The organism is Ruegeria sp. BH8, from assembly GCF_056538065.1.
The window spans coordinates 199,982-226,338 of record NZ_JBQFSP010000002.1 but is presented as its reverse complement, the minus strand read 5'-3'; the positions used below and the strand labels follow the sequence as shown (position 1 = coordinate 226,338).

Below are 26,357 nucleotides of genomic sequence, written 5' to 3'. Positions count from 1 at the left end.
TGATCACTCCATATCCCAAAAACCGCTCCTTTATCGGGAAGACCCATGACGCCTGCTGTTCTCGCTCTTCAGAATGCCGCTTTATCACTGGATGGCAATGCCGGGCGGGTCGATATTTTGCATGACATTACGTTGACCGTGAACAGGGGGGAAACGCTGGGGCTGATCGGGCCATCGGGGTCGGGAAAATCGTCGCTGTTGATGCTGATGGGTGGGTTAGAACAGGCAACAAGCGGTCAAATCTTGGCCTTGGATCAGAATTTGACAAGCATGGACGAGGACGCCCTGGCGCGGTTTCGGCGCGACAACATGGGCGTGGTGTTTCAGAATTTCCACCTGATCCCAACGATGACCGCGTTGGAAAACGTGGCGACACCGCTGGAACTGGCAGGGCACAAAGATGCGTTTCACCGGGCCGAAACTGAACTGAATGCCGTGGGGTTATCGCATCGCCGCGATCATTACCCAGCACAGTTGTCGGGTGGCGAGCAGCAACGAGTTGCCCTGGCGCGCGCATCGGCATCACGCCCCAAGATCTTGCTGGCGGACGAACCGACCGGGAATCTGGACGAAACAAACGGTGCCGCGATTGTCGATCTGCTGTTCGGGCTTCGGCGTAAATATGATGCGACGCTGGTTCTTGTAACGCACAGCCGTTCGCTGGCTGAACGATGTGACCGTGTGATCCGGCTGCGCGACGGCAGGATTGCCGACGAGACCCGGCAGGAGGCCGCAGAATGAGCCTTCGGCTCGCCGCGCGGCTGGCCCGTCGAGAGCTGCGCGGGGGCCTGCGCGGATTTCGCATCTTTCTGGCCTGTCTGGCCTTGGGCGTCGCAGCCATCGCAGCTGTCGGATCGGTGCGTCAAGCGATTCAGACCGGGCTGACCCGCGAAGGGGCATCCCTGCTGGGCGGCGATGCCGAGCTTGAGTTCACTTATCGTTTTGCCACTGAGGCCGAGCGCCTCTGGATGCAACAGGCATCCGAGCAGGTGTCCGAGATTGTCGATTTCCGCTCGATGGCGGTTGTACCCCGCGACACCGGGCCGGAACGTGCGCTGACCCAGGTCAAATCTGTGGATAAGGCTTACCCGCTGGTCGGATCGGTTAAGCTGGAGCCGGATATCACGCTGAGCGACGCCCTGAAAGGCAGGGCCGGATTACCCGGTGCCGTTATGGAACCCGTTCTGATCGACCGGCTTGGTTTGTCGGTCGGTGATCACTTCGCGCTAGGCACGCAAGAGTTCATTCTGATGGCCGCACTTCGGAATGAACCCGACAGCGCCGCGGCTGGTTTTGCCTTGGGGCCACGTACAATGGTGCGTACCCAAGCGTTGCAGGCATCTGGCCTGCTGGAACCCGGAACGCTTTTTTCGACCAGGTACCGGCTGACCTTGCCCCAAAACGCGAACCTGTCGGAGGTGTCCGCACGTGCCAGCGCCGCGCTTGAGGGCTCGGGGATGCGCTGGAGCGATGCACGCAACGGCGCGCCGGGCATATCGGAATTCGTCAACCGCCTGAGTGCCTTTCTGGTCCTTGTCGGGTTGTCGGGGCTTGCCGTCGGTGGCATCGGTGTGTCCGCCGCCGTGCGGGCCTATCTGGGCCAGAAAACGGAAACCATTGCGACATTGCGGACATTAGGGGCGGATCGCGCTACCATTTTTCAAACTTACCTGATTCAGATCGGAATGCTGTCCCTGACCGGCATTTTAATTGGGCTGGTGCTGGGCGGGGTGGCTCCGCTTTCGCTGGCGCCGCTGCTGGAATACCGGTTGCCGGTTCCGGCGGTGTTCTCGCTCTATCCGCAACCGCTGATCGAGGCCGCACTCTATGGCCTTTTGACAGCGTTTCTGTTCACGCTCTGGCCGCTGGCCAGAACCGAAGATGTGCGCGCCGCAACCCTGTTTCGCGATGCGCTGAGCGCAGCTCGTCCCATCCCACGCGCGGTTTACGTCGTGGCAACCGGGATTGGATTGGCGTCCCTGATCGCGATTGCGTCCTGGTTCAGCGGATCAACTCGCCTAACCCTGTGGACCAGTGGCGGACTAGCGGGCGCACTGATCCTGCTGGCGCTCGCAGCCTATGCCATTCGCAAACTGGCACGGGCCGGAACACCTTTGGCGCGGGGCCGCCCTGCCCTGCGATGGGCCTTGTCCGCCATCTCTGATCCGCGTGAAGGCGCGGGGTCGGTGGTTTTGTCGCTTGGCCTGGGTTTGTCAGTGCTGGCGGCGGTTGGGCAGATTGACGGAACGCTGCGCAATGCGATCTCCGGCAATCTGCCGGAAGTGGCGCCTTCATACTTCTTTGTCGATATTCAAAAAGACCAGATGCCCGGTTTTACCGAACGGCTGCAAACCGATCCTGCTGTCAGCCGCATTGAAAGCGCACCAATGCTGCGAGGGATCATCACTCAGATAAACGGCCGCCCCGCGCGCGAGGCAGCCGGAGATCATTGGGTACTGGAGGGAGATCGCGGCGTCACCTATTCAGCCCGACCCCCGGCAAATGCACGGGTGACAGCGGGGGAATGGTGGGCCGAGGATTATTCTGGCGCACCACAGATCAGCTTTGCAGCCGAAGAAGCCGAAGAGATGGGTCTGAAACTCGGCGATCAGATAACTGTCAACATCCTGGGGCGGGATATCACCGCAGAGCTGACCTCAACCCGAGAGGTGGATTTTTCCACAGCGGGTATGGGTTTTGTCATGTCGATGAACCCGTCGGCGCTGGCGGGCGCACCACATAGCTTTATTGCGACGGTATATGCAGAAGAACAGGCCGAGGCCGCTATTCTGCGAGATCTTGCGGGCCAGTTCCCCAACATCACGGCCATCCGTGTGCGCGACGCCATTGACCGTGTTTCGGGCCTATTGGCAGGGATCGCCGCTGCTACCTCGTATGGCGCGGGCGTGTCTTTGTTGACCGGATTTCTGGTTCTGATCGGTGCGGCAGCCGCCGGTGAACCCGCTCGCAGATACGAGGCGGCAATCCTCAAGACGCTGGGGGCTGACCGTGGCCGCATCCTGCGCAGTTTTGGACTGCGCTCGGTCCTGCTGGGTGCCGCGGCGGGTTGCGTCGCCTTGCTGGTTGGCATCCTGGGCGGCTGGGCTGTGGCCACCTATATCTTCGACACAGGTTTTACCGTGATCTGGTCTTCGGCCATTGGCATTGTTCTGGCCGGTGTCGGCGTCACGCTCTGCGCAGGATTTGCCTTCGCACTGCGCCCTCTCTCTGCCCGGCCAGCCCGAATTTTGCGGGCCAGCGACTAAGATCAGCGTATGCAGGCCACGGGCTGCAACAGCTTCAGCAACGGGTCGTTGTCACAAACCAGCGCATCCAACGACACTTCGTCCAGAGATGCATAAAAAACTTCCGCCGCATCCTGCAACGCCAGCCGCAGCCTACAGGCATCGGTCAAAGGACAGGTGTTATCCGCATCCGCAAAACACTCGGCGATGGGCAAGGCCCCTTCTACGTGCCTGAACACCGCGCCGATCCGGATTTGGCTTGCTGGACGTGCCAACGACATACCGCCGTTGCGGCCGCGCTGAGTGCTCAGGTAATTCAACTGGCTTAACTGGTTGATCACCTGAGCCAGATGGTTTTCCGAGATGTTGCAGACTTCGGCGATCTCGGCTTTGGTGACCAGCCGGTCCGGGTGTGCGGCGCAATACATCAACAGGCGCACAGCGATATTCGTCCGTTTGGTAATCCGCATGAGGGCCTCCCTGAATAAAAGATGAAGCCTTATTGCATGTCGCGGAAAAAAGCGGTTTGACATACATCAATCGACCCAAAGGACACCTCTCGCATGGCCGACCCCTATTTCTTTGGTTATGGAAGCCTTGTGAACCTCGCCACCCATGATTTTCCCGACCCCCGCCCGGCAAAGCTTAAGGGTTGGAAACGTGCATGGCGACACACTGATCTGCGCCCGGTCGCGTTCCTGACGGCTGTCCCGGACCCGGAGTCTGAGATCGAAGGCATGATCGCGCATGTCCCCAAGAACGACTGGGCTGCGCTGGATGAACGGGAATGGGCCTATGACCGAATTCCGGCAACCCGGTCGGTTTCACATCCGCTGACACATGAAGTTGAAATTGCGGTCTACGCCGTCCCGCAAGGTCGGCACAACAAGCCCAGCAACCGCCATCCCTTGTTGCTCAGTTATATCGACGTTGTCGTGCAAGGCTATCTACGGGCATTTGGAGAGGAAGGGGCAGACCGGTTCTTTGCAACAACCAGCGGCTGGGATGCCCCGATCCTGAACGACCGGGCCGAGCCCCGTTACCCACGACATCAACAACTGAAACCAGCCGAACATGACTTCGTTGATGATCGACTGATCAGATTGTCGGCCCGGATTGAACAGCCGGAATAAATATGGGCCGCGCCTGTGCACGACCCTTTTTGCTGGAACAGTATCGATTTACCCGCGCGCGCGGATCACCTGCAACAGTGGCAGCAACGCAGCCATTTCAGGGCCACGCTCGGCACCGGTCAACGCCTTGCGCAGCGGCATGAACAGACCTTTCCCCTTGCGCCCTGTTGCCTCTTTCACGGCATTGGTCCAGGCTCCCCAGGTGTCGCCATCAAACGGGCCTTCGGGCAGCAGCGACATGGCTTTAGCGATGAATTCGCGATCTTCATCCGCAACCAACGGCTCGGCACCATCGCGGCACAGATCCCACCACCTTTTGAGGTCGGCCAAAGTAGTGATGTTTTCCCGCGCCATGGCCCAGAACGGTTCAGCCAGTTCGGCTGGCACTCCGGCATCCGCGACAGCACCGGCCACATTCGCCAGCGGCAGAGATTGCAGGTATTTGGCGGTCAGCGGGAACAGGTCCTGCACGTCGAACTTGGTCGGCGCGGCACCAAACCGGCTCACGTCAAAGCCGTCGATCAACTCGGCCATATCCGAGCGCAGCTCGACCGGATCGGACGAACCCAGACGCGCCATCAGGCTCAGCAGTGCCATCGGCTGCACACCCTGTTCACGCAGATCGCGCAGGGCCAGCGTACCAAGGCGTTTCGACAGTGCTTCGCCCTGCGGGCCGGTCAGCAGCGAGTGATGCGCAAAGCGCGGGCAATCCCCACCCAGTGCCTTGATGATCTGAATCTGGGTCGCAGTGTTTGTCACGTGGTCCGAGCCGCGCACGACATCAGTCACGCCCATTTCGGTGTCATCCACCACCGACGCAATCGTATAAAGTACCTGTCCATCACCACGGATCAGCACCGGATCAGAGACCGAGGCCGCATCGATCGAAATGTCGCCCAGAATTCCGTCGGTCCACTCGATCCGTTCGTGATCCAGCTTGAAACGCCAGACACCGTTGCCACGTTCCGCGCGCAAGGCATCCTTCTCGGCATCCGACAGGTTCAGCGCGGCGCGGTCATAAACCGGCGGCTTGCCCATGTTCAGCTGTTTCTTGCGCTTCAGGTCCAGCTCGGTCGGCGTCTCAAACGCTTCATAGAACCGCCCCATCGCGCGCAACTTGTCAGCCGCTTCGGCGTAGCGGTCCAAACGCTCGGATTGACGCTCGACACGATCCCAGTGCAAACCCAGCCATTCAAGATCCTGTTTGATGGCATCGACATATTCCTCTTTCGAGCGTTCGGGGTCGGTGTCATCGATGCGCAGGATGAACGTACCGCCCGCCTTGCGGGCGATCAGATAGTTCATCAGGGCGGTGCGCAGGTTGCCCACATGGATGTAACCGGTGGGCGACGGGGCGAAACGGGTGGTTGTCATGGGTGTCTCCTGTTGGCGCGGCTCTTGTCACATGGGCGCGTTTTTGTCCAGCCGCCGCTTGATCCCTCAGGTGATTCAACGCGGTTCCACGGGCCATATCCTGCCAAGGTCGTCCAACCCGGCGCGGATGAGTTCCGACAGAACCTGCATGTCGATATCCGCCAGCGTGTTCACATACAGGCAGGACTTTCCCAGCTTGTGCTTGCCCAACCGGGCAAGAATGCCGCCAAAATCCGCGTAACCCGGCATGATATAAATCACCAGCGCCGACTTGCGCGGGGAAAATCCGGTTGCCAGAAATTCGCCCTCTCGGCCCGAGGCGTAGCGATAGTGATAACGGCCATACCCTATCATCGACGGACCCCACATGACCGGATCAAACCCGGTGGTGGCCCGAAACAGTTCATCCAGAGCGCGCGCCTCCTCGGCCCGACGTTCTGATTGGACCGAATTAAGGAAATCTTCTACGCTTTGATCCGTTGGAACGGTTTTGTTCTGCGATCGCGACATGAACAAAAATTAACACGTATTGTTCATCCATGCACCCTACGTGGATGTCGTAACATCTGGTCAGAATCTCACAACGTTCTAGTTTTTCTAAAGGTGTTCTGACAGGGAGAACGATAATGACAATCAAACTTACGCGCCGTGCCGCCTTGGGAACTGCTGCCGCCTTGCCGTTTGCCACGGCAGCAGCGCCGGTTTTGGCCGCAGGCTCTGACGCCAAGGCCAACTCGACCATCGCCAAATCCTTCAAGGTCGGCGACTTTACCGTCACGACCCTGCTGGATGGCAGCCTGCCGCGCGACGGCGCCAAGGATATCTTTGGCGGTGGCGCGTCTGATGAAGACTTCGCAAAGGTTTCGGCAGAGAACTTTATTCCCGCCGACACCGCCCAGTTCTTCTTCACCCCCTCACTGGTCAACACCGGATCGGAACTGGTGTTGTTCGACACCGGTCTGGGGCAGGGTGGCATTCAGGCCGCTTTGGCCGATGCAGGTGTCAGCCCGGATCAGATCGACGTTGTCGTGCTGACCCATATGCATCCAGACCATATTGGCGGCATGACAACGGATGGCGCACCGACCTTTTCCAACGCACGCTATGTGACCTCGGCAACGGAATACGATTTCTGGTCCGCGCAAGAGGCCGGAAACAATGTCGGTGATCTTGTGGCCGCAAAAGTCACGCCGCTGGCCGAGAAGATGAGCTTTATCGGTGATGGAGAGCAAGTGGCGTCGGGCATAACTGCGGTTGCGGCCCACGGCCATACTCCGGGCCATACGGTCTATCATCTGGAGAGCAACGGACAGCGCCTTCTGCTGACAGCGGATTTGGCCAACCATTACGTGTGGTCCTTTGCCCATCCGGAATGGGAGGTTCGGTTTGACATGGACAAGGCCGCCGCGACAGCCGCGCGCCGTAATGTTCTTGGCATGCTGGCAGCCGACAAGGTGCCGATGGTCGGCTATCACATGCCCTTCCCTGCCGCGGGCTTTGTCGAGACACGAGGCGAGGGCTTCCGCTTTGTTCCGGTCAGCTATCAGATGATGGGCTAAGCCCCTAGTAACCCGGATCCGGTCGCACCTTTGAGCCGTCGGTGAACCGAGACAGGCGGAACGCGGTCGGATCCACACAAGGGGTTGAATCAGTGACAAGGTCAGCCGTCAGGCGGCCGGCGCCGGGCCCGATGCCAAAGCCGTGGCCGGAAAAGCCCGTGGCGATATACATACCCGGCATGTCATCCACGCCCGAGATTACGGGAATGGCGTCGGGGGTAACATCAATCATACCCGCCCAACTTTGGACGATTTCACTGTCCTGCAAGGCAGGGAACCCTTTTCGTGCACTGGCCCAGGCTTGTCGCAAAAACTTCTGCGAAGGTTCAGGATCCAAAACCCGGCACAGCTCGAACGGGGTCACGTCGGTCGGCAACCATTTTCTGTTCTGACGGGCCTCGATAGCCCACTGTTTTGACCAGCGAAAACGCAGGGATTTCCATTCCTGCGCAAAGGCAAAACGAAACTGCAACCCCAGCCGGAAACTGTCTGGCACGATATCGACCGTGTTCTGATGTCCCGACGCGATGGTGTGCCCGCCATCTGCGCGCTTTCGGATCGCAAAATCATCCGACCATAGCGCAGTTTCGGGCCCATCTTTCACCGGAGAGGTCCGCAGAACTGTGTTCAGAACCTTAAGCTGCGGCAGGTTGATACCTGCATTACCCGCAAACAGACGCGACCACGCACCCCCCGCCAAAACCACGCGCCCGCAGGCGACCTTGCCGCGTTCGGTGAATACACCAGCAATACGCCCATCCTGAATGTCCACACTTCGCACAGCGCAGCCTGTCATGATCACAGCACCTAGACGACGTGCGGCTTCGGCAATGGCCGGAGCGGCCCATTGCGGTTCAGCCCGCCCGTCCTGCGGCATGTACAGAGCAGATGTCAGGCCGGTTTCGTGCCCGTGCAACAACTCTGCCAACTCGCGTCCCGACACCATTTTTGCCCCGGTCTGCAATCCTTCCACATGGCACATCCAACGCTTCAGGTTGACTTCTCCCCGCTTGCCGGACGCGCCGAAAAGAATGCCGGATTGCGCATAGCCGGTATTGCCATCCAGGCGGGCATCAAGGGTCTGCCAGATCCGCAACGCCTCTTGCATCAGGGGAATTTCGCGGGGGTCACGCATGCCCAAACGCACCCACCCCCAATTGCGCGAGCTTTGTTCAGCTGCAATCTGCCCCTTTTCGCACAAAAGGACGGAAGCGCCGCGTTCAGCCAGTTCCAGCGCGGTTGAAACGCCGATTATGCCGCCGCCAACAACGACAACATCAACAGATTTGGGAAGGGCAAGATCGGATTCTACGGGGTTCGGTTTTGGTGCCGTCATAAATACGCAATACTCTGTCGCCTGAACCCGTATGGGGACCAAGACCCAGAAGTTTGGCAACACGAATTGTCACAACGTCGGCACTATTTTTACGCCTGTGGCCCAGACGCCAATGGCAACGAAAATCCTCAGCACATCACGCTGCGCCGGACAGTTCCGCCCATTTCTGACGCAGCTTCGCGGTCAATCCGGTGTCTTTTTGCACGGTCTGCGCGGTTACGTCCTTCTGCGGCAACAAGCTTGGAAACTCAGCCCGAAGCGACGCCGCTGCCTGTTCGTCGGACAGCCGCTGTTCATTCAGGACACCGGCAATCGCCGCTTCCAGCTTTTCCTCATCCAGCTCCTGCGGCGGAGATTCCATCGTCCGCCGTTTCAAAAGAGCATGATGCGATCCTTGATATTCCTCATACATGTCAAAACCAAACCATTTACTCAGACATCCAACCCCGGATGCGTCACACTTCATCAAAATCAACTCGCGACTTTGAGAATTGCGTCGCACCCGCCCCACATAGGGCAATTTTCAAGCTAAAATGTGGCAGAAAGTTGTCACTGCGACAAGTCAGAGGCCGGTTTTCGCGCCCGTGGCAGGCCCATAACGAGAAATCGGAAAACAATCAAAGGGAGGGAAACTTTACTGTTTCCAAGTCAGCGCACGAATTGCGGCAATCAGGGGCGATCACGCCAGCGATTCACAATCGGATACCGCCGGTCCAGCCAGAACGCGCGGTTGCTCAGGCGCGTACCGGGGGCGGACTGAAACCGTTTATACTCGCTGATATAGACCAGATGTTCGACCCGCTGCGCATCTGCTTCGTTGTACCCGGCGGCGACGCAATCCGCGATCGATCCGTCCTGATCGACCAGGATCTCAAGTATTCCGTCCAGCACCGGGTAATCCGGCAGGCTGTCGCTGTCTTTCTGATCTTCGCGCAGTTCCGCACTGGGCGGTTTGTCGATGACAGAGGGACGGATCACTTCGCCTGCAGGGCCCATCATCCAGTCTCGGTGATTGGCATTGCGCCAGCGGCAGGTTTCGAACACACGGGTCTTGTACAGATCCTTGATTGGATTATAGCCGCCGTTCATGTCGCCATAGATCGTGGCATAGCCCACGGCGACCTCGGATTTGTTGCCGGTGGTCAACAGCATTTCGCCGAACTTGTTCGAGATCGCCATCAACAGCAACCCGCGCAGGCGGGATTGAATGTTTTCTTCGGTCAACCCTTCATCCAGCCCTGCAAACAGCGGTGCCAAAGTGCTGGTGACGGCTGCGCGGCTGTCCGAGATCGGCACGTAGTCATAATGCACGCCCAGCGCTTTGGCGACCGCCTCGGCATCGTCAAGCGAGGCCTGGCTGGTGTATTCCGACGGCAGCATCACGCAGCGGACATTTTCGGCCCCGATGGCATCGACCGCAATGGTCGCAACCAGCGCGGAATCGACCCCGCCGGACAAGCCCAGCAGCGCCTTCTTGAAACCGGTTTTTCCCATATAGTCGCGAAGGGACTGCACCATTGCGCGATAATCCTGCTCCCACTCATCCGGTTGAGGCACGATTTCACCTGATGCGATCCGCCAGCCGTCTTCGCCGCGCTCAAGATCGACTTGCGAGAGCAGTTCGTCAAAAACAGGCATCCGGAACGCCAGTTCCCCGCCCGGGTTCAGGCCAAAGCTGGCACCGTCAAAGACCTGATCATCCTGCCCGCCAACCATATTCAAGTAGATCAGCGGCAAGCCGGTTTCGACCACGCGCGCGACCATATGGTTCAGTCGCACATCGTATTTATCCCGGAAATAAGGCGACCCGTTGGGGATCAACAAAAACTCGGCCCCGGTTTCCTCCAGCGTTTCTGCCACGTCCGGGTGCCAGCTGTCTTCGCAGATCGGGCTGCCAATCCGGAAATTCCCTACCGAATACGGCCCACCCAATGGACCCGCATCATACAAGCGCACTTCGTCGAACACCGTCTCATTCGGCAAGTGGTGCTTCAGAACCTTGCTGGTGATCCGGCCACCCTTCAGGATCAGGTAGGCGTTGTACAGCTTTCCATCGTCGACCCAGGGACCACCAATGGCGATTGCAGGACCTTCAGCGCATTTTGCGGCCAGCGCTTCGACCGCAGCCATGGCTGCGCGGTGGAATACCGGTTTGAGAACCAGATCCTGCGTGTTGTAGCCGGTGATGAACATCTCGGGGAAGGCCACCAGATCCGCGCCCGCTGCCTTGCCTTGCTCCCATGCCGCAACGGCCTTGGCCGCGTTGCCTTCGATATCGCCAACGGTCGGGTTCAGTTGCGCCAGAGTGATGCGGAAACGGTCGGCCATGCTGCCCTCTTGCCTCGTAAGTCCTATTGCCATTTAGCAGATCACCGCGCGAGTAAAAGACCAATGCGGCAAAAGCCGTTGCTCTGCCCGCAACGGTACCTTAGTTTTGCGAAAGAGATATCACCAGCGACGACCGGGCAGACAGGACCAGAAATGAACGTGATCCGAAACTCAATTTTGGCGGCGGGGATGAGCCTGACAGCGGCCACTGCTTTCGCGCAGGACGGGACCGTCATCGTCAAGGATGATGAAGTTGGCGGTGTCTATGAAGGCACTTATGAGAACGGGTTGCGGCACGGGACAGGAACGTATCGGCTGCCGAACGGATTTGAATACACCGGGCAATGGGTAGAAGGCGAAATTCAGGGTCAGGGTACCACACACTACCCCGACGGGTCAGTCTACGAAGGCATGTTCGCCAAGGGTCAACCCGAAGGGCGCGGCAAGATCATCTATGCCAATGGCAGCAGCTACGATGGCGATTGGTCGAACGGATCAATCAACGGCACCGGCATTGCTGAATTCGCGAACGGCACGCGCTATGAGGGTGAATTCAGGAACGCCCAGCGACATGGCAAAGGCGTGCTGAGTTTTCCCGACGGATACATCTATGATGGCGACTGGGTCGACGGTGAACGGCAGGGCAAAGCAAAGATCACATATGCCGACGGCAGCGTTTACGACGGCGACGTTAACGCAGGTTTGCGCGATGGCACCGGCACACAGACAATGCCAGACGGGATGGTGTATTCAGGGGATTGGTCCGGGGACCAGATCACCGGGATGGGTAACCTGACCTACTCCAACGGTGACGTATACGAAGGCGAGCTTCTAGAAGGGCGCCGTCACGGCAAGGGCAAAGTGACCCACGCCCAAGGGGATGTGTACGAAGGCGATTTTGTCGACGACCGCCGCCACGGCAAAGGAACGTTCACCGGAACAGACGGCTTTGTGTATACCGGCGACTGGAACGCCGGGCAGATTGAAGGCCTTGGCGAAGTGACCTATCCGGATGGCTCTGTCTATGTCGGCGATTTCGTTGCCGATCTGGCCGAAGGAAACGGCAGCATCACCTATCCGGACGGATCGACCTATGAAGGCGAATGGATCGCGGGTGTTATCGAGGGTCAGGGCACGGCCACCTATACCAATGGTATGATCTACAAAGGCCAGTTCAAGAACGCGCAAAGCCACGGCAAGGGTGTGGTTACGCGCGCAGATGGCTCGGTATATGACGGCGACTGGGTTGAAGGCGTGCGTCAGGGCAAAGGCAAGGCGACCTATTCCGATGGCACGGTCTACACCGGTGATTTCCTGAACGGAAAACGGCACGGCAAAGGGGAAATCATAACCCCTGCCGGGTTCAAGTATACGGGCGACTGGTCGGACGGAAAAATCAACGGCGTGGGTACCGCCACCTACTCGAACGGGGATGTGTATGAGGGCAGCTTTGTCGACAACAAACGGCAGGGCAGTGGGACGATGCGCTATGCCAACGGCCAGGAGGAAAGCGGTGTCTGGGAAAACGGCGTGTTGCCAGATCAGACCTCGGACCAGCAGAGCGACGCTGACACCCCTGCCCCGCAACCCAACCCTGATGCAAATACAGAGGCAACCGGAACCTCGGACGGGTGAAGGCTCACCACGGGACCGGCTTACCGGCCCAATCATAGAACCCGCCGGTACCAGCGAGCGTTAACCCGCGTATCACGTTCAACAGGTTATCGGCGGCTGCTTCAGGTTCGACGGCAGGATGACGACCCAGGTATTTGTTCGTGAACTCTGTTTTTACTGTGCCGGGGTGAAGGGCGACGCAAATCGCCTGTTTATGTGTTCGGGCCAATTCAATCGCGGCAGTACGGACGACCTGATTGACCGCTGCCTTGGCCGCACGGTAGCTGATCCAGCCGCCTGTTCGATTATCCCCGATTGATCCCAACCGCGCCGACAGCACCGCGAATACAGATCGTCTATGTCGCGGCAACAGATGATACGCGCGGCTTAGCACCAATGCCGGACCAACGGCATTCAACGCAAACTGATCCATCATGGCACTGGCTGAAATCGCCCGAAGGGTTTTTTCCGGCACAGCGCCGTTTATCTCCAAGGCGCCCGAAGCCACCAGAATCAGATCAAACTGACCTGGTAGGTTATCAAGCTTCAGCATCACCCCGTCCGGATCGGTCATGTCAAAGCCTTCTTCCGACCGGGACAAACGCGTGACCGAAACGCCCTGCTCAACCAGCCGTCTGGTAACGGCTGCGCCAATCCCGCCAGAAGCGCCAATTATCAATGCAGTTTCCATCCGTGATCAGCTAGCGGCGCAGTGCGAACAATCAAGGTGGTCTAAACACGGGCAGTTGCCAGAAGTTCGCGTATTGCAAATTGGTTCTTTTCATTCCCGGCGGGCTCTGTATAACCTCAATCCCATGATCAACCGCGCAGATATCCCTTGTGTCGACACCGCCCTTCGCGGTGCGTCGCTGCGTGGCCTACTGATCCTAATCCGCCTCTGAGCGTGCCATCCGGCGCGCCCGCTCAGAGGAGGACGCCCGCGCGCCATAGGCTTTAGGACAGAAGAAGAAAGAGAACCCCATGACCAACGTGACCGACCAAGACCGCGTCTTGATCTTCGATACCACTTTGCGCGACGGCGAGCAGAGCCCTGGCGCCACCATGACCCATGATGAAAAGCTGGAAATTGCCGAGCTGTTGGACGACATGGGCGTCGACATCATCGAAGCCGGTTTTCCGATCGCATCCGAAGGTGACTTCAAAGCGGTATCCGAGATCGCGCAGCGGTCAAAGAACAGCCGTATCTGCGGTCTGGCCCGCGCAAATTTTGCCGATATCGACCGCTGCTGGGAGGCGGTAAAACACGCCGAGAATAACCGCATTCACACGTTCATCGGCACTTCACCCCTGCATCGCGCCATTCCGAACCTGACGATGGACGAGATGGCCGACAAGATCCACGAAACGGTCAGCCACGCGCGCAACCTGTGCGAAAACGTGCAGTGGTCTCCGATGGACGCGACCCGAACCGAATGGGATTACCTGTGCCAGGTGATCGAGATCGCAATTAAGGCCGGGGCAACCACGATCAACATCCCGGATACGGTGGGCTATACCGCTCCGGTGGAAAGCGCGGACCTGATCAAGCGTCTGATCGAAACGGTGCCGGGGGCGGATGACGTGGTCTTTGCCACCCATTGCCACAATGACCTTGGCATGGCGACCGCGAACTCGCTGGCCGCTGTGGCAGGTGGTGCCCGTCAGATTGAATGCACCATCAACGGCCTGGGCGAACGCGCTGGCAATACGGCGCTGGAAGAAGTGGTCATGGCACTGCGCACGCGCAACGATATCATGCCGTGGCACACTGGCATCGACACCACTAAGATCATGCACATCTCGCGTCGGGTTGCGACGGTCTCGGGCTTTCCGGTGCAGTTCAATAAGGCAATTGTCGGCAAGAACGCTTTTGCCCATGAAAGTGGCATCCATCAGGACGGGATGCTGAAAAACCGCGAAAACTTTGAAATCATGCGTCCTGAGGACATTGGTCTTTCGGGAACATCCTTGCCGCTTGGCAAACATTCGGGCCGCGCAGCCTTGCGCGACAAGCTCGAAACGCTGGGGTTTGAGGTGGGCGACAACCAGCTCAAGGATATCTTTGTCCGGTTCAAGGATCTGGCAGATCGCAAGAAAGAGGTGTTCGACGACGATCTCATTGCACTGATGACGCTGGACGAGGCTGACGACCACCTGCAACTGGTTTCGATGAAGGTGACTTGCGGCACGGGTGGTCAGGCGGAATCGACGGTCGAGCTGGAGGTTGAAGGCGTGGACAAAACCGCCACTGAACATGGCGACGGCCCGGTGGATGCGACCTTTAAGGCGATCCGTGCGATTTATCCCAACACGGCACGCCTTCAGCTTTATCAGGTTCATGCCGTAACCGAGGGCACGGACGCACAGGCGACGGTTTCCGTGCGCCTGGAAGAGGATGGAATGATCGCAACCGGCCAGTCGGCAAACACCGACACCGTCGTGGCGTCAGCTAAGGCTTATATCCACGCTCTCAACCGCCTGATTGTGCGCCGTGAAAAAGCTGGACCAGGCGCGGATGCGCGCGAGATCAGCTATAAAGACCTGACGTGATTGCATAAATCATCCGGGCAACCGCAAGTTTGGTTGCCCGGAAAATCCAACACGACCCACGGTGATGGATTGGGTGCTTTATCCCGACCAGCGTCTCGTCTGCTGCTAAAGCTGCGCGAAAAGCTTGGAAAGGCGGTTCATTTCGTCGCCGATACAGAACGGCGCGTTCACAACAAACATACCTGACCCAATCATCCGGTGCCCCTCACGCGCAGGCGGGAATGTCACTTCGTGGCAAATTGCTTTGGGGTAGTTTCGCGATTTGAGAGCCGCAGTCATCCCAGCATGTCGATTGTCCGTCAGGATCGGGTACCAAAGGGCAATCACGCCCACATTCCACTTGCGGTGCAGCTTGGCGATAATGCCGGGCAAGCGGTCATAATCGGCTTTCACCTCGTAACTGGGGTCAATCAGCATCATGCCCCGGCGCGGAGCTGGAGGCAGCAAGGACTGCGCCAGATCGAACCCATCCTGCTGATAGACTTTCGCCCCAAACGGCGACATCGCCAACGACAGGGCCGCAAATTCCTGTGGGTGCAGTTCCGCGAGGTGCAAACTGTCCTGTTCCCGCAACATAGTCGCAGCAATCATCGGCGATCCTGGATAGGCCATGTCGCCGTACCGGGCCTCTACCTGCTTCAGGACCTGCGCCATCGGGTGGTCGGGCCCGAACCACCCTTCCCGCTGTGCGCGACCGATCCCTGCCTCTGCCTCTCCTGTCCGAATGGATTCGTCTGCATCCAACCGATACAACCCACGCCCGGAATGCGTTTCGATATAGCTGAGCGGCTTGTCCTTGCGTGTCAGATAATCCAGCACCCACGCCAGTAAAGCGTGCTTTTGGACATCCGCCAGATTCCCGGCGTGGTAAATGTGTTGATAAGAGAGCATTTTGCCTTCTAAAGTCCCATTCAATAAGGCGGAAAGGTGCTGATTGTCGCGGAATCAGCCCTTTTACCGGGCGTGATGGCACCCTATAAGTCATCCGTCCCGGAACCGTCGAGTCGCGGGCAGTAGAAAACCGACATTACAGGATCAGGGAAAACATGGGGATCTTTGGCAATCTGGGCGGCCTGTTCACAGCGGACATGGCTATCGACCTTGGAACAGCAAACACGCTGGTTTACGTCAAGGGGCGCGGTGTCATCCTGTCTGAACCTTCGGTTGTGGCCTACCACGTCAAGGACGGTGTGAAGAAAGTTCTGGCAGTTGGCGAAGATGCCAAGCTGATGCTGGGTCGGACGCCCGGTTCGATCGAAGCCATCCGCCCCATGCGCGAAGGTGTGATCGCGGATTTTGATACTGCCGAAGAAATGATCAAGCACTTCATCCGCAAGGTGCACAAACGCTCGACCTTCTCGAAACCCAAGATCATTGTCTGCGTTCCTCATGGCGCAACCCCGGTCGAAAAACGTGCAATTCGGCAGTCGGTCCTGTCAGCAGGTGCCCGTCGCGCGGGCCTGATTGCCGAACCGATTGCGGCCGCAATCGGGGCCGGCATGCCGATCACCGACCCGACCGGCAACATGGTTGTTGATATTGGCGGGGGCACTACCGAGGTTGCTGTTCTGTCGTTGGGAGACATTGTCTATGCCCGTTCGGTCCGCGTTGGTGGTGACCGGATGGACGAGGCCATCATTTCCTACCTGCGTCGCCAGCAGAACCTGCTGGTAGGTGAATCCACGGCTGAACGCATCAAGACAACCATTGGTACCGCCCGCATGCCCGACGACGGGCGCGGTCAGTCGATGCATATCCGGGGGCGTGATCTGTTGAACGGCGTGCCCAAGGAAATCGAGATCAGCCAGGCCCAGGTGGCCGAAGCGCTGTCAGAGCCCGTGCAACAGATCTGCGAGGCGGTTATGACCGCGCTTGAGACAACGCCCCCCGATTTGGCTGCGGACATTGTCGACCGTGGTGTGATGCTGACCGGCGGCGGCGCGCTGCTGGGCGATTTGGACCTGGCCCTACGCGAACAGACCGGCCTGGCGGTATCCATTGCGGACGAAAGCCTGAATTGTGTGGCTTTGGGCACCGGCAAAGCACTGGAATATGAAAAACAGCTGCGCCACGCGATTGACTACGAAAGCTAAGGCGCGCACCCTCGGAAGATAGGGTTATATCGGCGCGAGCAGCACGGGAAGGTAACCTGTGGCAAAAGACCGATCACAGCGCGATGAGTACACGACCCCCCTGCGACGTTTGTTGCTGGGGATTGTTGTGCTGTGCCTGCTTGGTATCTTCCTTCTGTGGCGCATCGACAGCCCGCGCGTAGAACGGTTCCGCGCGCGAATCGTGGATACGGTTGTACCATCTATGGAATGGGCCATGGTCCCGGTGACTGCCGCCGTCAATCTGGTGCGTGACTTCCAAAGCTATCAGCGCCTGAGCGAACAGAACAGGGAACTGCGTAGCGAACTGCGCCTGATGCGCGCCTGGAAAGAGGCTGCTTTGCAGCTTGAACAGGAAAACGCACGACTGCTGGATCTGAACAATGTCCGCCTTGACCCTCGTCTGACCTACATCACCGGCGTTGTCATGGCCGACAGCGGGTCGCCATTCCGGCAATCCGTTCTGCTGAATGTCGGAGAGCGTGACGGGATCGTGGATGGATGGGCCACGATGGACGGCATTGGCCTGGTCGGCAGGATATCAGGTGTTGGCCCTGACACGGCACGCGTGATCCTTGTGACGGACGCCACCAGCGCCATTCCCGCAACCATTCAGCCTTCTGGCCAAACCGCTTTGATCAAAGGCGACAACAACCCCGCACCCGCGGTGGAGTTTCTTGAAAACCGCGAGTTGGTTCGCCCCGGCGACCGGGTGATCACTTCGGGTGATGGCGGCGTTTTTCCTGCGGGCCTGCTGATCGGTCAAATCGCGGCAGATCCCGGGGGGCGCCTGAGGGTCCGCTTGTCGGCAGATTTCGAAAGGCTCGAATTTCTTAGGGTTCTGCGGTTTCACTCGGCTCCGCCCATTCAGGATCCGGGCAGTATCGTCGGGCCTACCCGCCCAGAGGCAGCGCTGACCCCGGATGAGGTCAGCGATGGATAGACCGGCCTCGCAAATCTGGGCCATGCGCAGCCTTTATGCCTTGCTGGCATTTGCTGTACTGTTTCTGCATCTGTTGCCGTTGGACGCTCAACCCGATCGCTGGCCTTTTCCCGACGTCCTGATTGCCCTGACTTTTGCCTGGGTGCTGCGGCGGCCCGATTACGTCCCGACTGTATTGGTTGCGCTTGTCATGCTGATGGCCGACTTTCTACTGCAACGTCCACCGGGCCTTTTGGCCGCGCTGACCGTAGTCGGGTCGGCCTATTTGCGGTCAGCGGCGTTGGGTATGAGGGATGCGGGATTTGCCGGAGAATGGATGTCTGTCGGCATTGTGATCACGGCGGTCATTTTGATGAACAGGGTCGTACTATCGGTGATGTCCGTGCAACAGGCCGCATTGGGGCCGGTCGTGATTCAGCTTGTGCTGACGGTCGCTGTCTACCCGTTGGTCGTGCTGCTTAGCCAAAGCGCGTTGGGGGTTCGCCGCATATCCGCTGCTGATGTCAGCGCTGTGGGAAGCCGGGCATGAAACAGCGTAAACCCAAATCCCAGGGCCTTGCCTATAAGCGCCTGCCACGCAGAGCGCTGTTGCTGGGTGGTCTACAGGCGGTGTTCATAGGCGGTCTGGCGGCACGAATGCGGTTCATGCAGGTCGAACAGGCCGACGAATACCGCCTGTTGGCCGAAGAAAACCGTATCAACATCCGGCTTATCCCGCCGACCCGTGGGCGTATCTATGACCGGAACGGCCAGATCATCGGCCAGAACTCACCTTCCTATCGCATCGTCATCGTGCGTGAAGACGCCGATGACGTGGAAAAAGTCATCGCCAAACTGTCGGAACTGATCCCTCTGAACGAAGATGAGATCGAGCGCGCCAGGACTGAAATGCGCCGCTCGGCCCCGTTTCTGCCGGTGACGCTGGCGGATCAGGTTACGTGGGAGGATATCTCGAAGGTTGCGGTCAATGCTCCGGCGCTGCCGGGCGTAACGCCCGAGGTCGGCCTGACACGGCAATACCCACGATACGAGGATTTCGCACATATCGTGGGCTATGTCGGCCCGGTCAGCGACTATGACCTCAGCAAGATAGAAGACCCTGAGCCGGTATTGCGCATTCCAAGGTTCCAGATTGGAAAGGTTGGCCTTGAGGCCAAGCAGGAAATCGAACTGCGCGGCAAGGCCGGTGCAAAGCGGGTCGAGGTCAACGCGACGGGCCGCGTCATGCGCGAGCTTGACCGGCAGGAAGGACAACCCGGCGCAGACCTGCAACTGTCCATCGACGCTGATCTGCAACAATATGCACAGGCGCGACTGGCGGGTGAAAGTGCGGCCGCAGTTGTCATAGACTGCGAAACCGGTGACTTGCGTGCGGTCGCCTCTGCACCCAGTTTCGATCCGAACCTTTTTGTTCGTGGCATTTCGGTCGCAGATTACCGGGCACTGACAGAGGACAAGTACCGACCGCTGGCGAATAAATCCGTGCAAGGCACATATCCTCCGGGATCGACCTTTAAGATGGTCACCGCGCTGGCCGCGTTGGAAGCTGGCGTAGTTTCCCCCGGCAATACCGTGTACTGCCCCGGACACCTGAAGGTCGGCAGCCGTCGTTTCCATTGCTGGAAGCGTGGCGGGCACGGGACGGTCGACCTAAACCTTTCGCTGAAACGCAGCTGCGATGTCTATTACTATGACGTGGCTCTGCGGGTTGGCATCGACAAGATCTCTGACATGGCCCGCACATTGGGACTGGGGGTCAAGCATGACATCCCGATGTCGGCGGTGGCAGATGGGCTGGCTCCCAATCAGGAATGGAAGCGGCGCACGCACGGTCAGGAGTGGCTTGTGGGCGATACGGCCAACGCGTCCATCGGTCAGGGCTTCATGCTGGCTTCCCCGTTGCAACTGGCTGTAATGGCAGCCCGCATCGCCACCGGTCGCGCAGTCACGCCGCGCCTGGTACGCTCGATCGACGGTGTTGAACAACCCTCGGGCGCCGGAGAACCACTGGGCCTTAATTCTTACAATCTGGAACAGGTCCGCAAGGCCATGTTCTCGGTCTCGAATGACAGGCGGGGAACGGCATATCGAAGCCGCATCATCGCGGATGAGTTCCGGATGGCGGGGAAAACCGGAACCAGCCAGGTTCGAAACATCACCAAAGCAGAACGGGCCGCAGGCGTGATCCGAAACGAGGACTTGCCGTGGGAGCGTCGCGACCACGCGCTGTTCGTTTGCTTTGCACCGTATGACAACCCAAAATACGCCGTGGCCGTGGTTGTTGAGCATGGCGGCGGCGGGTCCACAGCCGCAGCCCCGGTTGCACGCGACATCATGCTGCAAGCTCTTTATGACGGCACACCGCCGCTTGAAGCCTACCCCGTCGCCGACCGCGAACGCATCAAGGAACAGCAAAAACGGCTGGAGGGTGACAAGCGCCCCAAGGCGCGACCGGATGGAAAGGACCGTGCATGAGCTATCTTGAATATGCCGTCAAATCCACGCCGTCGGGGTTTCGCAAGTTCCTGTATATGAACTGGCCGCTGACGTTGCTGCTGATCAGCACCGCCAGCGCGGGCTTTCTGATGCTGTATTCTGTTGCGGGCGGTTCGTGGACGCCCTGGGCCGAGCCGCAAATGGAACGTTTCGGGCTTGGCCTGACAGTGATGTTCATCATCGCACTGGTTCCGATCTGGTTCTGGCGCAACATGTCGGTGCTGGCCTATCTCGGCTCGGTGGCTTTGCTGGTATTTGTTGAACTGTTCGGCACCATCGGCATGGGTGCGCAGCGCTGGATCGACCTTGGGTTTATGCGCCTGCAACCCTCAGAGGTCATGAAAGTCACGCTGGTCATGTTGCTTGCAGCTTATTACGACTGGCTTCCCTCGCACAAAACGTCTCGTCCGCTTTGGGTTCTTATCCCGGTTGTCCTGATCATCCTGCCTACTTTGCTGGTTCTGAAACAGCCCGATCTTGGCACATCCATCCTGCTTCTGGCCGCAGGAGGTGGGTTGATGTTTCTGGCAGGGGTTCACTGGGCCTATTTTGCCGCCGTTATTGCTGCTGTCGTGGGCCTGATCGCCGCTGTGTTCAACAGCCGTGGGACCGACTGGCAATTATTGAAGGACTATCAGTTTCGGCGCATCGACACCTTTCTGGACCCGTCCACCGACCCATTGGGGGCCGGATACCACATTACCCAGTCCAAGATTGCCTTGGGGTCCGGGGGATGGAACGGGCGTGGTTTCATGCAAGGCACGCAGTCCCGCCTGAACTTCCTGCCCGAGAAGCATACCGATTTCATTTTCACGACGTTGGCCGAAGAGTTCGGGTTTGTCGGGGGAACGACCCTGTTGACCCTTTATGCCTTGATTCTGGTTTTCTGCATGGTCACGGCCCTGGCAACCAAGGACCGGTTTTCATCTCTGGTCACGCTGGGTATCGCGTTGAACTTCTTCCTGTTTTTCGCCGTCAACATGTCGATGGTAATGGGTATGGCCCCTGTCGTGGGTGTACCACTGCCAATGGTCAGCTATGGTGGCTCGGCCATGCTGGTTCTGATGGCAGCCTTTGGCATCGTCCAAAGCGCCCATATTCACCGCCCCCGTTGATCTGAAAGGGCTCTGATGTCTGTGAACGTCCTGTTTTCCGCGCGGCCTGCCCTTTGGCCGGTGTATCAGCCGCTGCTGACACAATATCTTGATGAGGCGGGTCTGGACGTCCAGCTAGGAACCGAGTTCGAACCGGATCAGGTCGATTACGTTGTTTACGCCCCAAACGGAGGGGTACAGGATTTCAGACCTTTCACGCGCCTGAAAGCGGTGCTGAGCCTTTGGGCCGGTGTCGAAAAAATCGTGGGTAACGAAACACTGATCGTTCCATTGGCGCGGATGGTGGATCACGGTCTGACGCAAGGCATGATCGAGTGGGTGGTTGGCCACGTGTTGCGCTACCATCTGGGGATGGACCGGCACATCACGGTACAGGACGGTGTCTGGACCCCAGACGTCCCACCGCTGGCGCAAGAGCGCAACGTTTGTATTCTGGGGCTTGGAGCATTGGGCGAAGCCGTGGCCCGCGCGCTGACCGCGCTTGAGTTTCGGGTCTTAGGCTGGAGCCGTACAGCCAAGGACATCCCCGGTGTAACCTGCCTGAATGGTGCCGAAGGGCTGCGCCAGGCGCTTTCTCATGCCGAAATCGTAGTCTTGTTGCTGCCCGATACACCTGCCACTGAAAACGCGCTGAATGCGGAAACGCTGGCCCTGCTGCCCAAAGGTGCGCGTATCATCAACCCGGGACGCGGGCCGCTGATTGATGATGATGCGCTATTGGATGCCCTGACCTCGGGCCAGGTGGGCCACGCAACGCTGGATGTGTTCCGTGTCGAGCCCTTGCCCACCAATCACCCCTATTGGGCGCATCCGAATGTCACCGTGACCCCGCATATCGCGTCCGAGACCCGCCCGGTCACTGCCGCACAGGTCATTTGCGAAAACATCCGGCGCGGGGAATCCGGCGAGCCCTTTGTGCACCTGGTCGACCGCACGCTGGGCTACTGACGTCACGCCGCAATCAGACCGCGGCCTTTCAACAGGGCATCCACTCCCGGCAATCGCCCCCGGAACGCCAGATACAGATCCTCTGCCTCGCGCGAACCGCCGGTGGACAAGATATTGTCTTCCAGCGCTTTGGCCCGTTCAGGATCAAAGGCACCACCTGCTTCTTCGAAGGCGGCAAAGGCGTCAGCATCCATCACCTCGGACCACATATAGCTGTAGTAGCCCGAGCTATAGCCATCGCCTGCAAATACATGCGCAAAGTGGGGCGTGGCATGGCGCATTCCAATGGCTTGCGGCATCCCCAACCCGGCAAGAACCTCGGCCTGTTTTGCCATCGGGTCTGCCGGGGCGTCGCCATCGTGGAAGGCCAGATCAACAAGGGCCGAGGCGACATATTCAACCGTCTGGAACCCCTGGTCGAAATTGGCGGCATTCAGCACTTTTTCAAGCATCTCCTGCGGCATCGGTTCGCCCGTTTCGGCATGGGTGGCAAACTCGGCCAGAACTTCGGGCACTTCCAACCAGTGTTCATAAAGCTGGCTGGGCAGTTCGACAAAATCGCGCGCAACCGAAGTCCCCGAGATGCTTTCATAGGTCACGTTGGACAGCATCTGGTGCAAGGCGTGGCCAAACTCGTGGAACAGGGTGCGTGCATCGTCATAAGACAGCAGCGCCGGATCACCCTTGGCGAAGTTGCAGACATTGATGACAATCGGTGCCTGTTCTTTCGGGAATCTGGCCTGTGCCCGCATCGCGCTGCACCAGGCACCTGATCGCTTTGACCCCCGTGCAAAGTAGTCACCGATGAACACGGCGACATGCCGACCGTTGCGCGTAACCTCCCACGCGCGGCAATCAGGGTGATAAAGCGGCACGTTCAAAGGCTTGAATTCCAGCCCGAACAGGCGGTTTGCACAAGCAAACGATGCCTCGATCATCCGGTCCAGTTGCAGGTAGGGTTTCAGTTCCGCCTCATCCAGATCATGTTCCGCCTTGCGCCGCTTTTCAGCGTAATAGCGCCAGTCCCATGCTTCCAGCGGGCCGTTGACACCGTCGTCCTGCATCATCCGGGTCAGGAATTCCGCGTCCGCATCGGCACGGGCCTTGGCAGGTTCCCACACCTGCATCAACAACTCACGTACCCGGTCCGGAGTACGAGCCATTTCAGTTTCCAGCTTGTAATCGGCGAAGTTGTCATAGCCCAACAGCTTGGCGCGTTCCTCACGCAAACCCAGAATCTCAGCCGCGATGTCGCGATTGTCGGTCTCGCCACCATTCGCCCCGCGGGCAGCCCAGGCGCGATAGGCTTTTTCGCGCAGATCCCTACGGGGTGAAAACTGAAGAAACGGCACGATCAGCGACCGGGAGAGGGTAACAACCGGCCCCAAGGCGCCCTTTTCCGCACCAGCAGCCCGTGCCGCATTCACAACGAAATCCGGCAGGCCCTGCAGATCTTGTTCGGTCAGATCCATGAACCAATCCCGCTCATCCGCCAGCAGGTTCTGGGTAAAGGACGTCCCCAACGAGGCGAGGCGCGACTTGATTTCTTGCATACGAGCGTCTTCGTCCCCGTCCAACGCCGCGCCTGCACGAACAAAACCCCGATGGGTCAGCATCAGAACGCGTGCCTGCTCCTCGGTCAGGTTCAGGTTTTCGCGCCGCGCCCAAAGGTTTGCAACGCGTTCAAACAGCGCCTTGTTCGAAGAAATTCCCGAGAAATGCGCCGACAGCTTGGGGGAAAACGTGCGCTGCAACTCTTCCCGCTTGGGGTTGCTGTCTGCGCCTGCAACAGTGAAGAAGACCGACAGAACCTTGTCCAGCTGCTCGCCCGCAGCCTCAAGGGCTTCGACCGTGTTAGCGAAAGTAGGGGCCTCTGCATTTGCTGCAATCGCGTCGATCTGCGCGTTATGCGCAGTCATCGCCTGATCCAAAGCCGGTGCAAAATCTTCGTCCGAAATATCGGCGAAAGGGGCTATTTCGAATGGGGTGGTCCAGTTGGACAGGATCGGGTTGGTCATGCGGATCTCCTTTGACCCAATAGCTAGTTCGCCATGGCCGGGTGTTCCAGAACCCCCAGCCCACGTTAAGAAAGGTTAATTGCTTGCGGCACCGCAAATGGGGCAATCGGCACGGCGGGTCAGCGTGATCTTGCGGCTTTCACCGTATAGGGCGTCGTAGATCAGCATCTCGCCCCGCAGCGCCATGCCAGCGCCCGTTATCACCTTGATCGCCTCGACCGCCATCATCGATCCGACGACGCCCGGCAATGGGCCAATCACACCAGCCTCGGAACAGGACGGGGCCAGACCGGGGGCCGGGGCTTCGGGAAAGATACACTGATAGCACGGGCTGCCATTGGCTGGGTCAAACACGCTGAGCTGCCCTTCCCACTGCGACAAGGCCCCCGAAATCAGTGGCTTGCCCAACGCGGCGGCGGTTCGGTTTGCCAGGTACCGGGTCTCAAAATTATCCGTACCGTCAAGGATCAGATCGAAGTCGGCAAAAAGATCTGCTGCGATTTCATCGCTTAATCTGCGATGAAAGGGCAGAACCTCCACATTCGGGTTCTGCGCCTCCATAGCTTGCTGGGCGGAAAAGACCTTGGGCATATCGATATCTGCATCGCGGTGGATCACCTGCCGCTGCAGGTTCGCATTCTCGACTATGTCGTCGTCAATGACCCCGATTGTACCCACACCTGCGGCCGCCAGATATTGCAGCGCCGGGGCGCCTAAACCTCCCGCGCCGATCACCAGAACACGGGCCTGTTTCAACTTTTTCTGACCCGGCCCGCCCAATTCGCGCAGCACAATGTGACGGGCATACCGGTTCAGTTCGGTTTCGGTGAAACGGTCAGAGGGCATGGTGGTTTCCGGCTTGGATGCTTGTACTGCGCGGTTACGCAGGGCCTTCAGCACACGGCCATATAACAAAACGATGGCCGCGAAACCTGCAAGGATCAGCCACAGCGCCGCAGACCCACCGGTTGCTTCGCGCAGAGGATGCCCATCCGGCAAGATCAGATGAGACAGGATCACCCCGACCAACAACACACTCACCGACACCACGCGCGCGGTTTTTGACGTGCCGGCGATATAGCCAACGCCCCATAGCCCCGCTGCCAGAACAAGAACCAGCAACATCAGCCGCGCCCGGTCGAGCCGAAACCGCCAGCCCCGCGATCTGTTTCACCCAATGCCTCAGCCAGTTCGAATGCCGCCTGCACGACAGGGGCAACTACCAGCTGCGCGATACGATCGCCATGGACAATCTCGAACGGTTCCTGACCGGCATTCATCACGATTACCCCCAGAGGTCCGCGATAGTCACTGTCGATAGTGCCCGGTGTATTGGGCAGCGTGATCCCGTATTTCAGTGCAAGGCCCGAGCGGGGACGAACCTGAACCTCGTATCCCTGCGGGATTTCAATGCGCAGACCGGTCGGAACAAGCGCCCGCTGTCCGGGCTCCAGCATGATCGAAGCCCCCTGGGGCAAGTTGGCCCGCACGTCCGCGCCAGCAGCACCCGCAGTTTCGTAAGACGGAAGCGCCACGGCGGGGTCTGCCCCGTCTTCGCGGATCACTCGAATTGCAACCATGGTTTTG

The 26,357-nt window shown here is 58.9% G+C and carries 23 protein-coding genes; 12 read left to right on the top strand and 11 right to left on the bottom strand.

Features of this window, described 5'->3' with window-relative positions; genetic code table 11:
- Nucleotides 1-45 precede the first annotated feature (45 nt).
- A complete protein-coding gene (locus ACR0AD_RS08185) occupies nt 46-741 on the top strand; it encodes an ABC transporter ATP-binding protein (protein WP_480486718.1) in 696 nt (231 codons plus the stop codon).
- Nucleotides 738-3,266, top strand: a complete 2,529-nt coding sequence (locus ACR0AD_RS08180; protein ID WP_480486716.1) for an ABC transporter permease — start codon at nt 738-740, stop codon at nt 3,264-3,266. The genes ACR0AD_RS08185 and ACR0AD_RS08180 overlap by 4 nt, the downstream gene beginning before the upstream one ends.
- A gap of 2 nt (nt 3,267-3,268) precedes the next feature.
- On the opposite strand, the gene ACR0AD_RS08175 is transcribed toward ACR0AD_RS08180, so the two are convergent.
- Nucleotides 3,269-3,715, bottom strand: a complete 447-nt coding sequence (locus ACR0AD_RS08175) for an RrF2 family transcriptional regulator (protein WP_209598591.1) — start codon at nt 3,713-3,715, stop codon at nt 3,269-3,271.
- Nucleotides 3,716-3,808: 93 nt separating this feature from the next.
- On the opposite strand from ACR0AD_RS08175, the gene ACR0AD_RS08170 reads away from it, so the two are divergent.
- Nucleotides 3,809-4,378, top strand: a complete 570-nt coding sequence (locus tag ACR0AD_RS08170) for a gamma-glutamylcyclotransferase family protein (RefSeq protein WP_480486714.1) — start codon at nt 3,809-3,811, stop codon at nt 4,376-4,378.
- Between the two features lie 48 nt (nt 4,379-4,426).
- Here the strand turns inward: ACR0AD_RS08170 and gltX are convergent, their stop codons facing one another.
- The gene (gene gltX, locus ACR0AD_RS08165) at nt 4,427-5,752 is read right to left on the bottom strand and encodes a glutamate--tRNA ligase (protein WP_480486713.1); all 1,326 of its coding nucleotides are present in this window, start codon (nt 5,750-5,752) and stop codon (nt 4,427-4,429) included.
- Between the two features lie 75 nt (nt 5,753-5,827).
- The gene (locus ACR0AD_RS08160; protein ID WP_480483253.1) at nt 5,828-6,262 is read right to left on the bottom strand and encodes a DUF1801 domain-containing protein; all 435 of its coding nucleotides are present in this window, start codon (nt 6,260-6,262) and stop codon (nt 5,828-5,830) included.
- 116 nt (nt 6,263-6,378) lie between these two features.
- On the opposite strand from ACR0AD_RS08160, the gene ACR0AD_RS08155 reads away from it, so the two are divergent.
- The gene (locus ACR0AD_RS08155; protein WP_480483251.1) at nt 6,379-7,311 is read left to right on the top strand and encodes an MBL fold metallo-hydrolase; all 933 of its coding nucleotides are present in this window, start codon (nt 6,379-6,381) and stop codon (nt 7,309-7,311) included.
- 4 nt (nt 7,312-7,315) lie between these two features.
- Here ACR0AD_RS08155 and ACR0AD_RS08150 read toward each other — a convergent pair whose 3' ends face one another.
- From ACR0AD_RS08150 to ACR0AD_RS08140, 3 genes are all read right to left on the bottom strand, one after another.
- A complete protein-coding gene (locus ACR0AD_RS08150; RefSeq protein WP_480483250.1) occupies nt 7,316-8,647 on the bottom strand; it encodes an NAD(P)/FAD-dependent oxidoreductase in 1,332 nt (443 codons plus the stop codon).
- Nucleotides 8,648-8,783: 136 nt separating this feature from the next.
- Nucleotides 8,784-9,008 (bottom strand): hypothetical protein, encoded by a 225-nt coding sequence (locus ACR0AD_RS08145; protein WP_245220582.1) that lies wholly within the window; start codon nt 9,006-9,008, stop codon nt 8,784-8,786.
- A 308-nt stretch (nt 9,009-9,316) separates the two neighbouring features.
- Nucleotides 9,317-10,975 (bottom strand): NAD+ synthase, encoded by a 1,659-nt coding sequence (locus ACR0AD_RS08140; protein ID WP_480483248.1) that lies wholly within the window; start codon nt 10,973-10,975, stop codon nt 9,317-9,319.
- Nucleotides 10,976-11,128: 153 nt separating this feature from the next.
- Here ACR0AD_RS08140 and ACR0AD_RS08135 point away from each other — a divergent pair, with 153 nt between their 5' ends.
- Complete coding sequence (locus ACR0AD_RS08135) at nt 11,129-12,610, top strand: MORN repeat-containing protein (RefSeq protein ID WP_480486712.1); 1,482 nt, start codon at nt 11,129-11,131, stop codon at nt 12,608-12,610.
- Nucleotides 12,611-12,614: 4 nt separating this feature from the next.
- Here the strand turns inward: ACR0AD_RS08135 and ACR0AD_RS08130 are convergent, their stop codons facing one another.
- Nucleotides 12,615-13,280 (bottom strand): SDR family NAD(P)-dependent oxidoreductase, encoded by a 666-nt coding sequence (locus ACR0AD_RS08130; RefSeq protein WP_480486711.1) that lies wholly within the window; start codon nt 13,278-13,280, stop codon nt 12,615-12,617.
- 290 nt (nt 13,281-13,570) lie between these two features.
- On the opposite strand from ACR0AD_RS08130, the gene ACR0AD_RS08125 reads away from it, so the two are divergent.
- Nucleotides 13,571-15,139, top strand: coding sequence for a 2-isopropylmalate synthase (locus ACR0AD_RS08125; protein WP_480486709.1), 1,569 nt, complete (start codon nt 13,571-13,573; stop codon nt 15,137-15,139).
- 105 nt (nt 15,140-15,244) lie between these two features.
- Here ACR0AD_RS08125 and ACR0AD_RS08120 read toward each other — a convergent pair whose 3' ends face one another.
- Nucleotides 15,245-16,030 (bottom strand): 23S rRNA (adenine(2030)-N(6))-methyltransferase RlmJ, encoded by a 786-nt coding sequence (locus tag ACR0AD_RS08120; protein WP_480486707.1) that lies wholly within the window; start codon nt 16,028-16,030, stop codon nt 15,245-15,247.
- A gap of 155 nt (nt 16,031-16,185) precedes the next feature.
- Between ACR0AD_RS08120 and ACR0AD_RS08115 the strand changes: the two genes are divergently transcribed.
- From ACR0AD_RS08115 to ACR0AD_RS08090, 6 genes are read left to right on the top strand one after another with little or no spacing between them, the layout of a single operon-like run.
- Nucleotides 16,186-17,232, top strand: a complete 1,047-nt coding sequence (locus ACR0AD_RS08115; RefSeq protein WP_039523195.1) for a rod shape-determining protein — start codon at nt 16,186-16,188, stop codon at nt 17,230-17,232.
- Nucleotides 17,233-17,290: 58 nt separating this feature from the next.
- A complete protein-coding gene (gene mreC / locus ACR0AD_RS08110; protein ID WP_209506411.1) occupies nt 17,291-18,193 on the top strand; it encodes a rod shape-determining protein MreC in 903 nt (300 codons plus the stop codon).
- Complete coding sequence (locus ACR0AD_RS08105; protein ID WP_480483238.1) at nt 18,186-18,722, top strand: rod shape-determining protein MreD; 537 nt, start codon at nt 18,186-18,188, stop codon at nt 18,720-18,722. The genes mreC and ACR0AD_RS08105 overlap by 8 nt, the downstream gene beginning before the upstream one ends.
- The gene (mrdA, locus tag ACR0AD_RS08100; protein WP_480486706.1) at nt 18,719-20,668 is read left to right on the top strand and encodes a penicillin-binding protein 2; all 1,950 of its coding nucleotides are present in this window, start codon (nt 18,719-18,721) and stop codon (nt 20,666-20,668) included. The genes ACR0AD_RS08105 and mrdA overlap by 4 nt, the downstream gene beginning before the upstream one ends.
- Nucleotides 20,665-21,804 (top strand): rod shape-determining protein RodA, encoded by a 1,140-nt coding sequence (gene rodA / locus ACR0AD_RS08095; protein WP_209506418.1) that lies wholly within the window; start codon nt 20,665-20,667, stop codon nt 21,802-21,804. The genes mrdA and rodA overlap by 4 nt, the downstream gene beginning before the upstream one ends.
- A gap of 15 nt (nt 21,805-21,819) precedes the next feature.
- The gene (locus ACR0AD_RS08090; protein ID WP_480486704.1) at nt 21,820-22,752 is read left to right on the top strand and encodes a 2-hydroxyacid dehydrogenase; all 933 of its coding nucleotides are present in this window, start codon (nt 21,820-21,822) and stop codon (nt 22,750-22,752) included.
- A gap of 2 nt (nt 22,753-22,754) precedes the next feature.
- Here the strand turns inward: ACR0AD_RS08090 and ACR0AD_RS08085 are convergent, their stop codons facing one another.
- The 3 genes from ACR0AD_RS08085 to dut all read right to left on the bottom strand — a co-directional run bounded on the left by ACR0AD_RS08085 (nt 22,755) and on the right by dut (nt 26,350).
- Nucleotides 22,755-24,770 (bottom strand): M3 family metallopeptidase, encoded by a 2,016-nt coding sequence (locus ACR0AD_RS08085; RefSeq protein ID WP_480486702.1) that lies wholly within the window; start codon nt 24,768-24,770, stop codon nt 22,755-22,757.
- A gap of 75 nt (nt 24,771-24,845) precedes the next feature.
- A complete protein-coding gene (locus ACR0AD_RS08080) occupies nt 24,846-25,895 on the bottom strand; it encodes a HesA/MoeB/ThiF family protein (RefSeq protein WP_480486701.1) in 1,050 nt (349 codons plus the stop codon).
- Nucleotides 25,895-26,350 carry a dUTP diphosphatase gene (gene dut, locus ACR0AD_RS08075; RefSeq protein WP_480486699.1) on the bottom strand — a complete coding sequence of 152 codons (456 nt, stop codon included), beginning with the start codon at nt 26,348-26,350 and terminating at the stop codon, nt 25,895-25,897. The genes ACR0AD_RS08080 and dut overlap by 1 nt, the downstream gene beginning before the upstream one ends.
- Nucleotides 26,351-26,357 lie beyond the last annotated feature (7 nt).

Excerpts from the sequence above, each read along its gene's own strand:
- ACR0AD_RS08120 (WP_480486707.1), bottom strand. The coding sequence starts at position 16,030 with ATGCTCTCTTATCAACACATTTACCACGCCGGGAATCTGGCGGATGTC.
- ACR0AD_RS08090 (WP_480486704.1), top strand. The coding sequence starts at position 21,820 with ATGTCTGTGAACGTCCTGTTTTCCGCGCGGCCTGCCCTTTGGCCGGTG.
- ACR0AD_RS08150 (WP_480483250.1), bottom strand. The coding sequence starts at position 8,647 with ATGACGGCACCAAAACCGAACCCCGTAGAATCCGATCTTGCCCTTCCC.
- ACR0AD_RS08080 (WP_480486701.1), bottom strand. The coding sequence starts at position 25,895 with ATGTTGCTGGTTCTTGTTCTGGCAGCGGGGCTATGGGGCGTTGGCTAT.
- ACR0AD_RS08115 (WP_039523195.1), top strand. The coding sequence starts at position 16,186 with ATGGGGATCTTTGGCAATCTGGGCGGCCTGTTCACAGCGGACATGGCT.
- rodA (WP_209506418.1), top strand. The coding sequence starts at position 20,665 with ATGAGCTATCTTGAATATGCCGTCAAATCCACGCCGTCGGGGTTTCGC.
- ACR0AD_RS08125 (WP_480486709.1), top strand. The coding sequence starts at position 13,571 with ATGACCAACGTGACCGACCAAGACCGCGTCTTGATCTTCGATACCACT.
- mrdA (WP_480486706.1), top strand. The coding sequence starts at position 18,719 with ATGAAACAGCGTAAACCCAAATCCCAGGGCCTTGCCTATAAGCGCCTG.
- ACR0AD_RS08185 (WP_480486718.1), top strand. The coding sequence starts at position 46 with ATGACGCCTGCTGTTCTCGCTCTTCAGAATGCCGCTTTATCACTGGAT.
- ACR0AD_RS08180 (WP_480486716.1), top strand. The coding sequence starts at position 738 with ATGAGCCTTCGGCTCGCCGCGCGGCTGGCCCGTCGAGAGCTGCGCGGG.
- ACR0AD_RS08140 (WP_480483248.1), bottom strand. The coding sequence starts at position 10,975 with ATGGCCGACCGTTTCCGCATCACTCTGGCGCAACTGAACCCGACCGTT.
- ACR0AD_RS08160 (WP_480483253.1), bottom strand. The coding sequence starts at position 6,262 with ATGTCGCGATCGCAGAACAAAACCGTTCCAACGGATCAAAGCGTAGAA.
- ACR0AD_RS08145 (WP_245220582.1), bottom strand. The coding sequence starts at position 9,008 with ATGGAATCTCCGCCGCAGGAGCTGGATGAGGAAAAGCTGGAAGCGGCG.
- ACR0AD_RS08155 (WP_480483251.1), top strand. The coding sequence starts at position 6,379 with ATGACAATCAAACTTACGCGCCGTGCCGCCTTGGGAACTGCTGCCGCC.
- ACR0AD_RS08135 (WP_480486712.1), top strand. The coding sequence starts at position 11,129 with ATGAACGTGATCCGAAACTCAATTTTGGCGGCGGGGATGAGCCTGACA.
- ACR0AD_RS08175 (WP_209598591.1), bottom strand. The coding sequence starts at position 3,715 with ATGCGGATTACCAAACGGACGAATATCGCTGTGCGCCTGTTGATGTAT.
- gltX (WP_480486713.1), bottom strand. The coding sequence starts at position 5,752 with ATGACAACCACCCGTTTCGCCCCGTCGCCCACCGGTTACATCCATGTG.
- ACR0AD_RS08085 (WP_480486702.1), bottom strand. The coding sequence starts at position 24,770 with ATGACCAACCCGATCCTGTCCAACTGGACCACCCCATTCGAAATAGCC.
- ACR0AD_RS08105 (WP_480483238.1), top strand. The coding sequence starts at position 18,186 with ATGGATAGACCGGCCTCGCAAATCTGGGCCATGCGCAGCCTTTATGCC.
- ACR0AD_RS08130 (WP_480486711.1), bottom strand. The coding sequence starts at position 13,280 with ATGGAAACTGCATTGATAATTGGCGCTTCTGGCGGGATTGGCGCAGCC.
- dut (WP_480486699.1), bottom strand. The coding sequence starts at position 26,350 with ATGGTTGCAATTCGAGTGATCCGCGAAGACGGGGCAGACCCCGCCGTG.
- ACR0AD_RS08170 (WP_480486714.1), top strand. The coding sequence starts at position 3,809 with ATGGCCGACCCCTATTTCTTTGGTTATGGAAGCCTTGTGAACCTCGCC.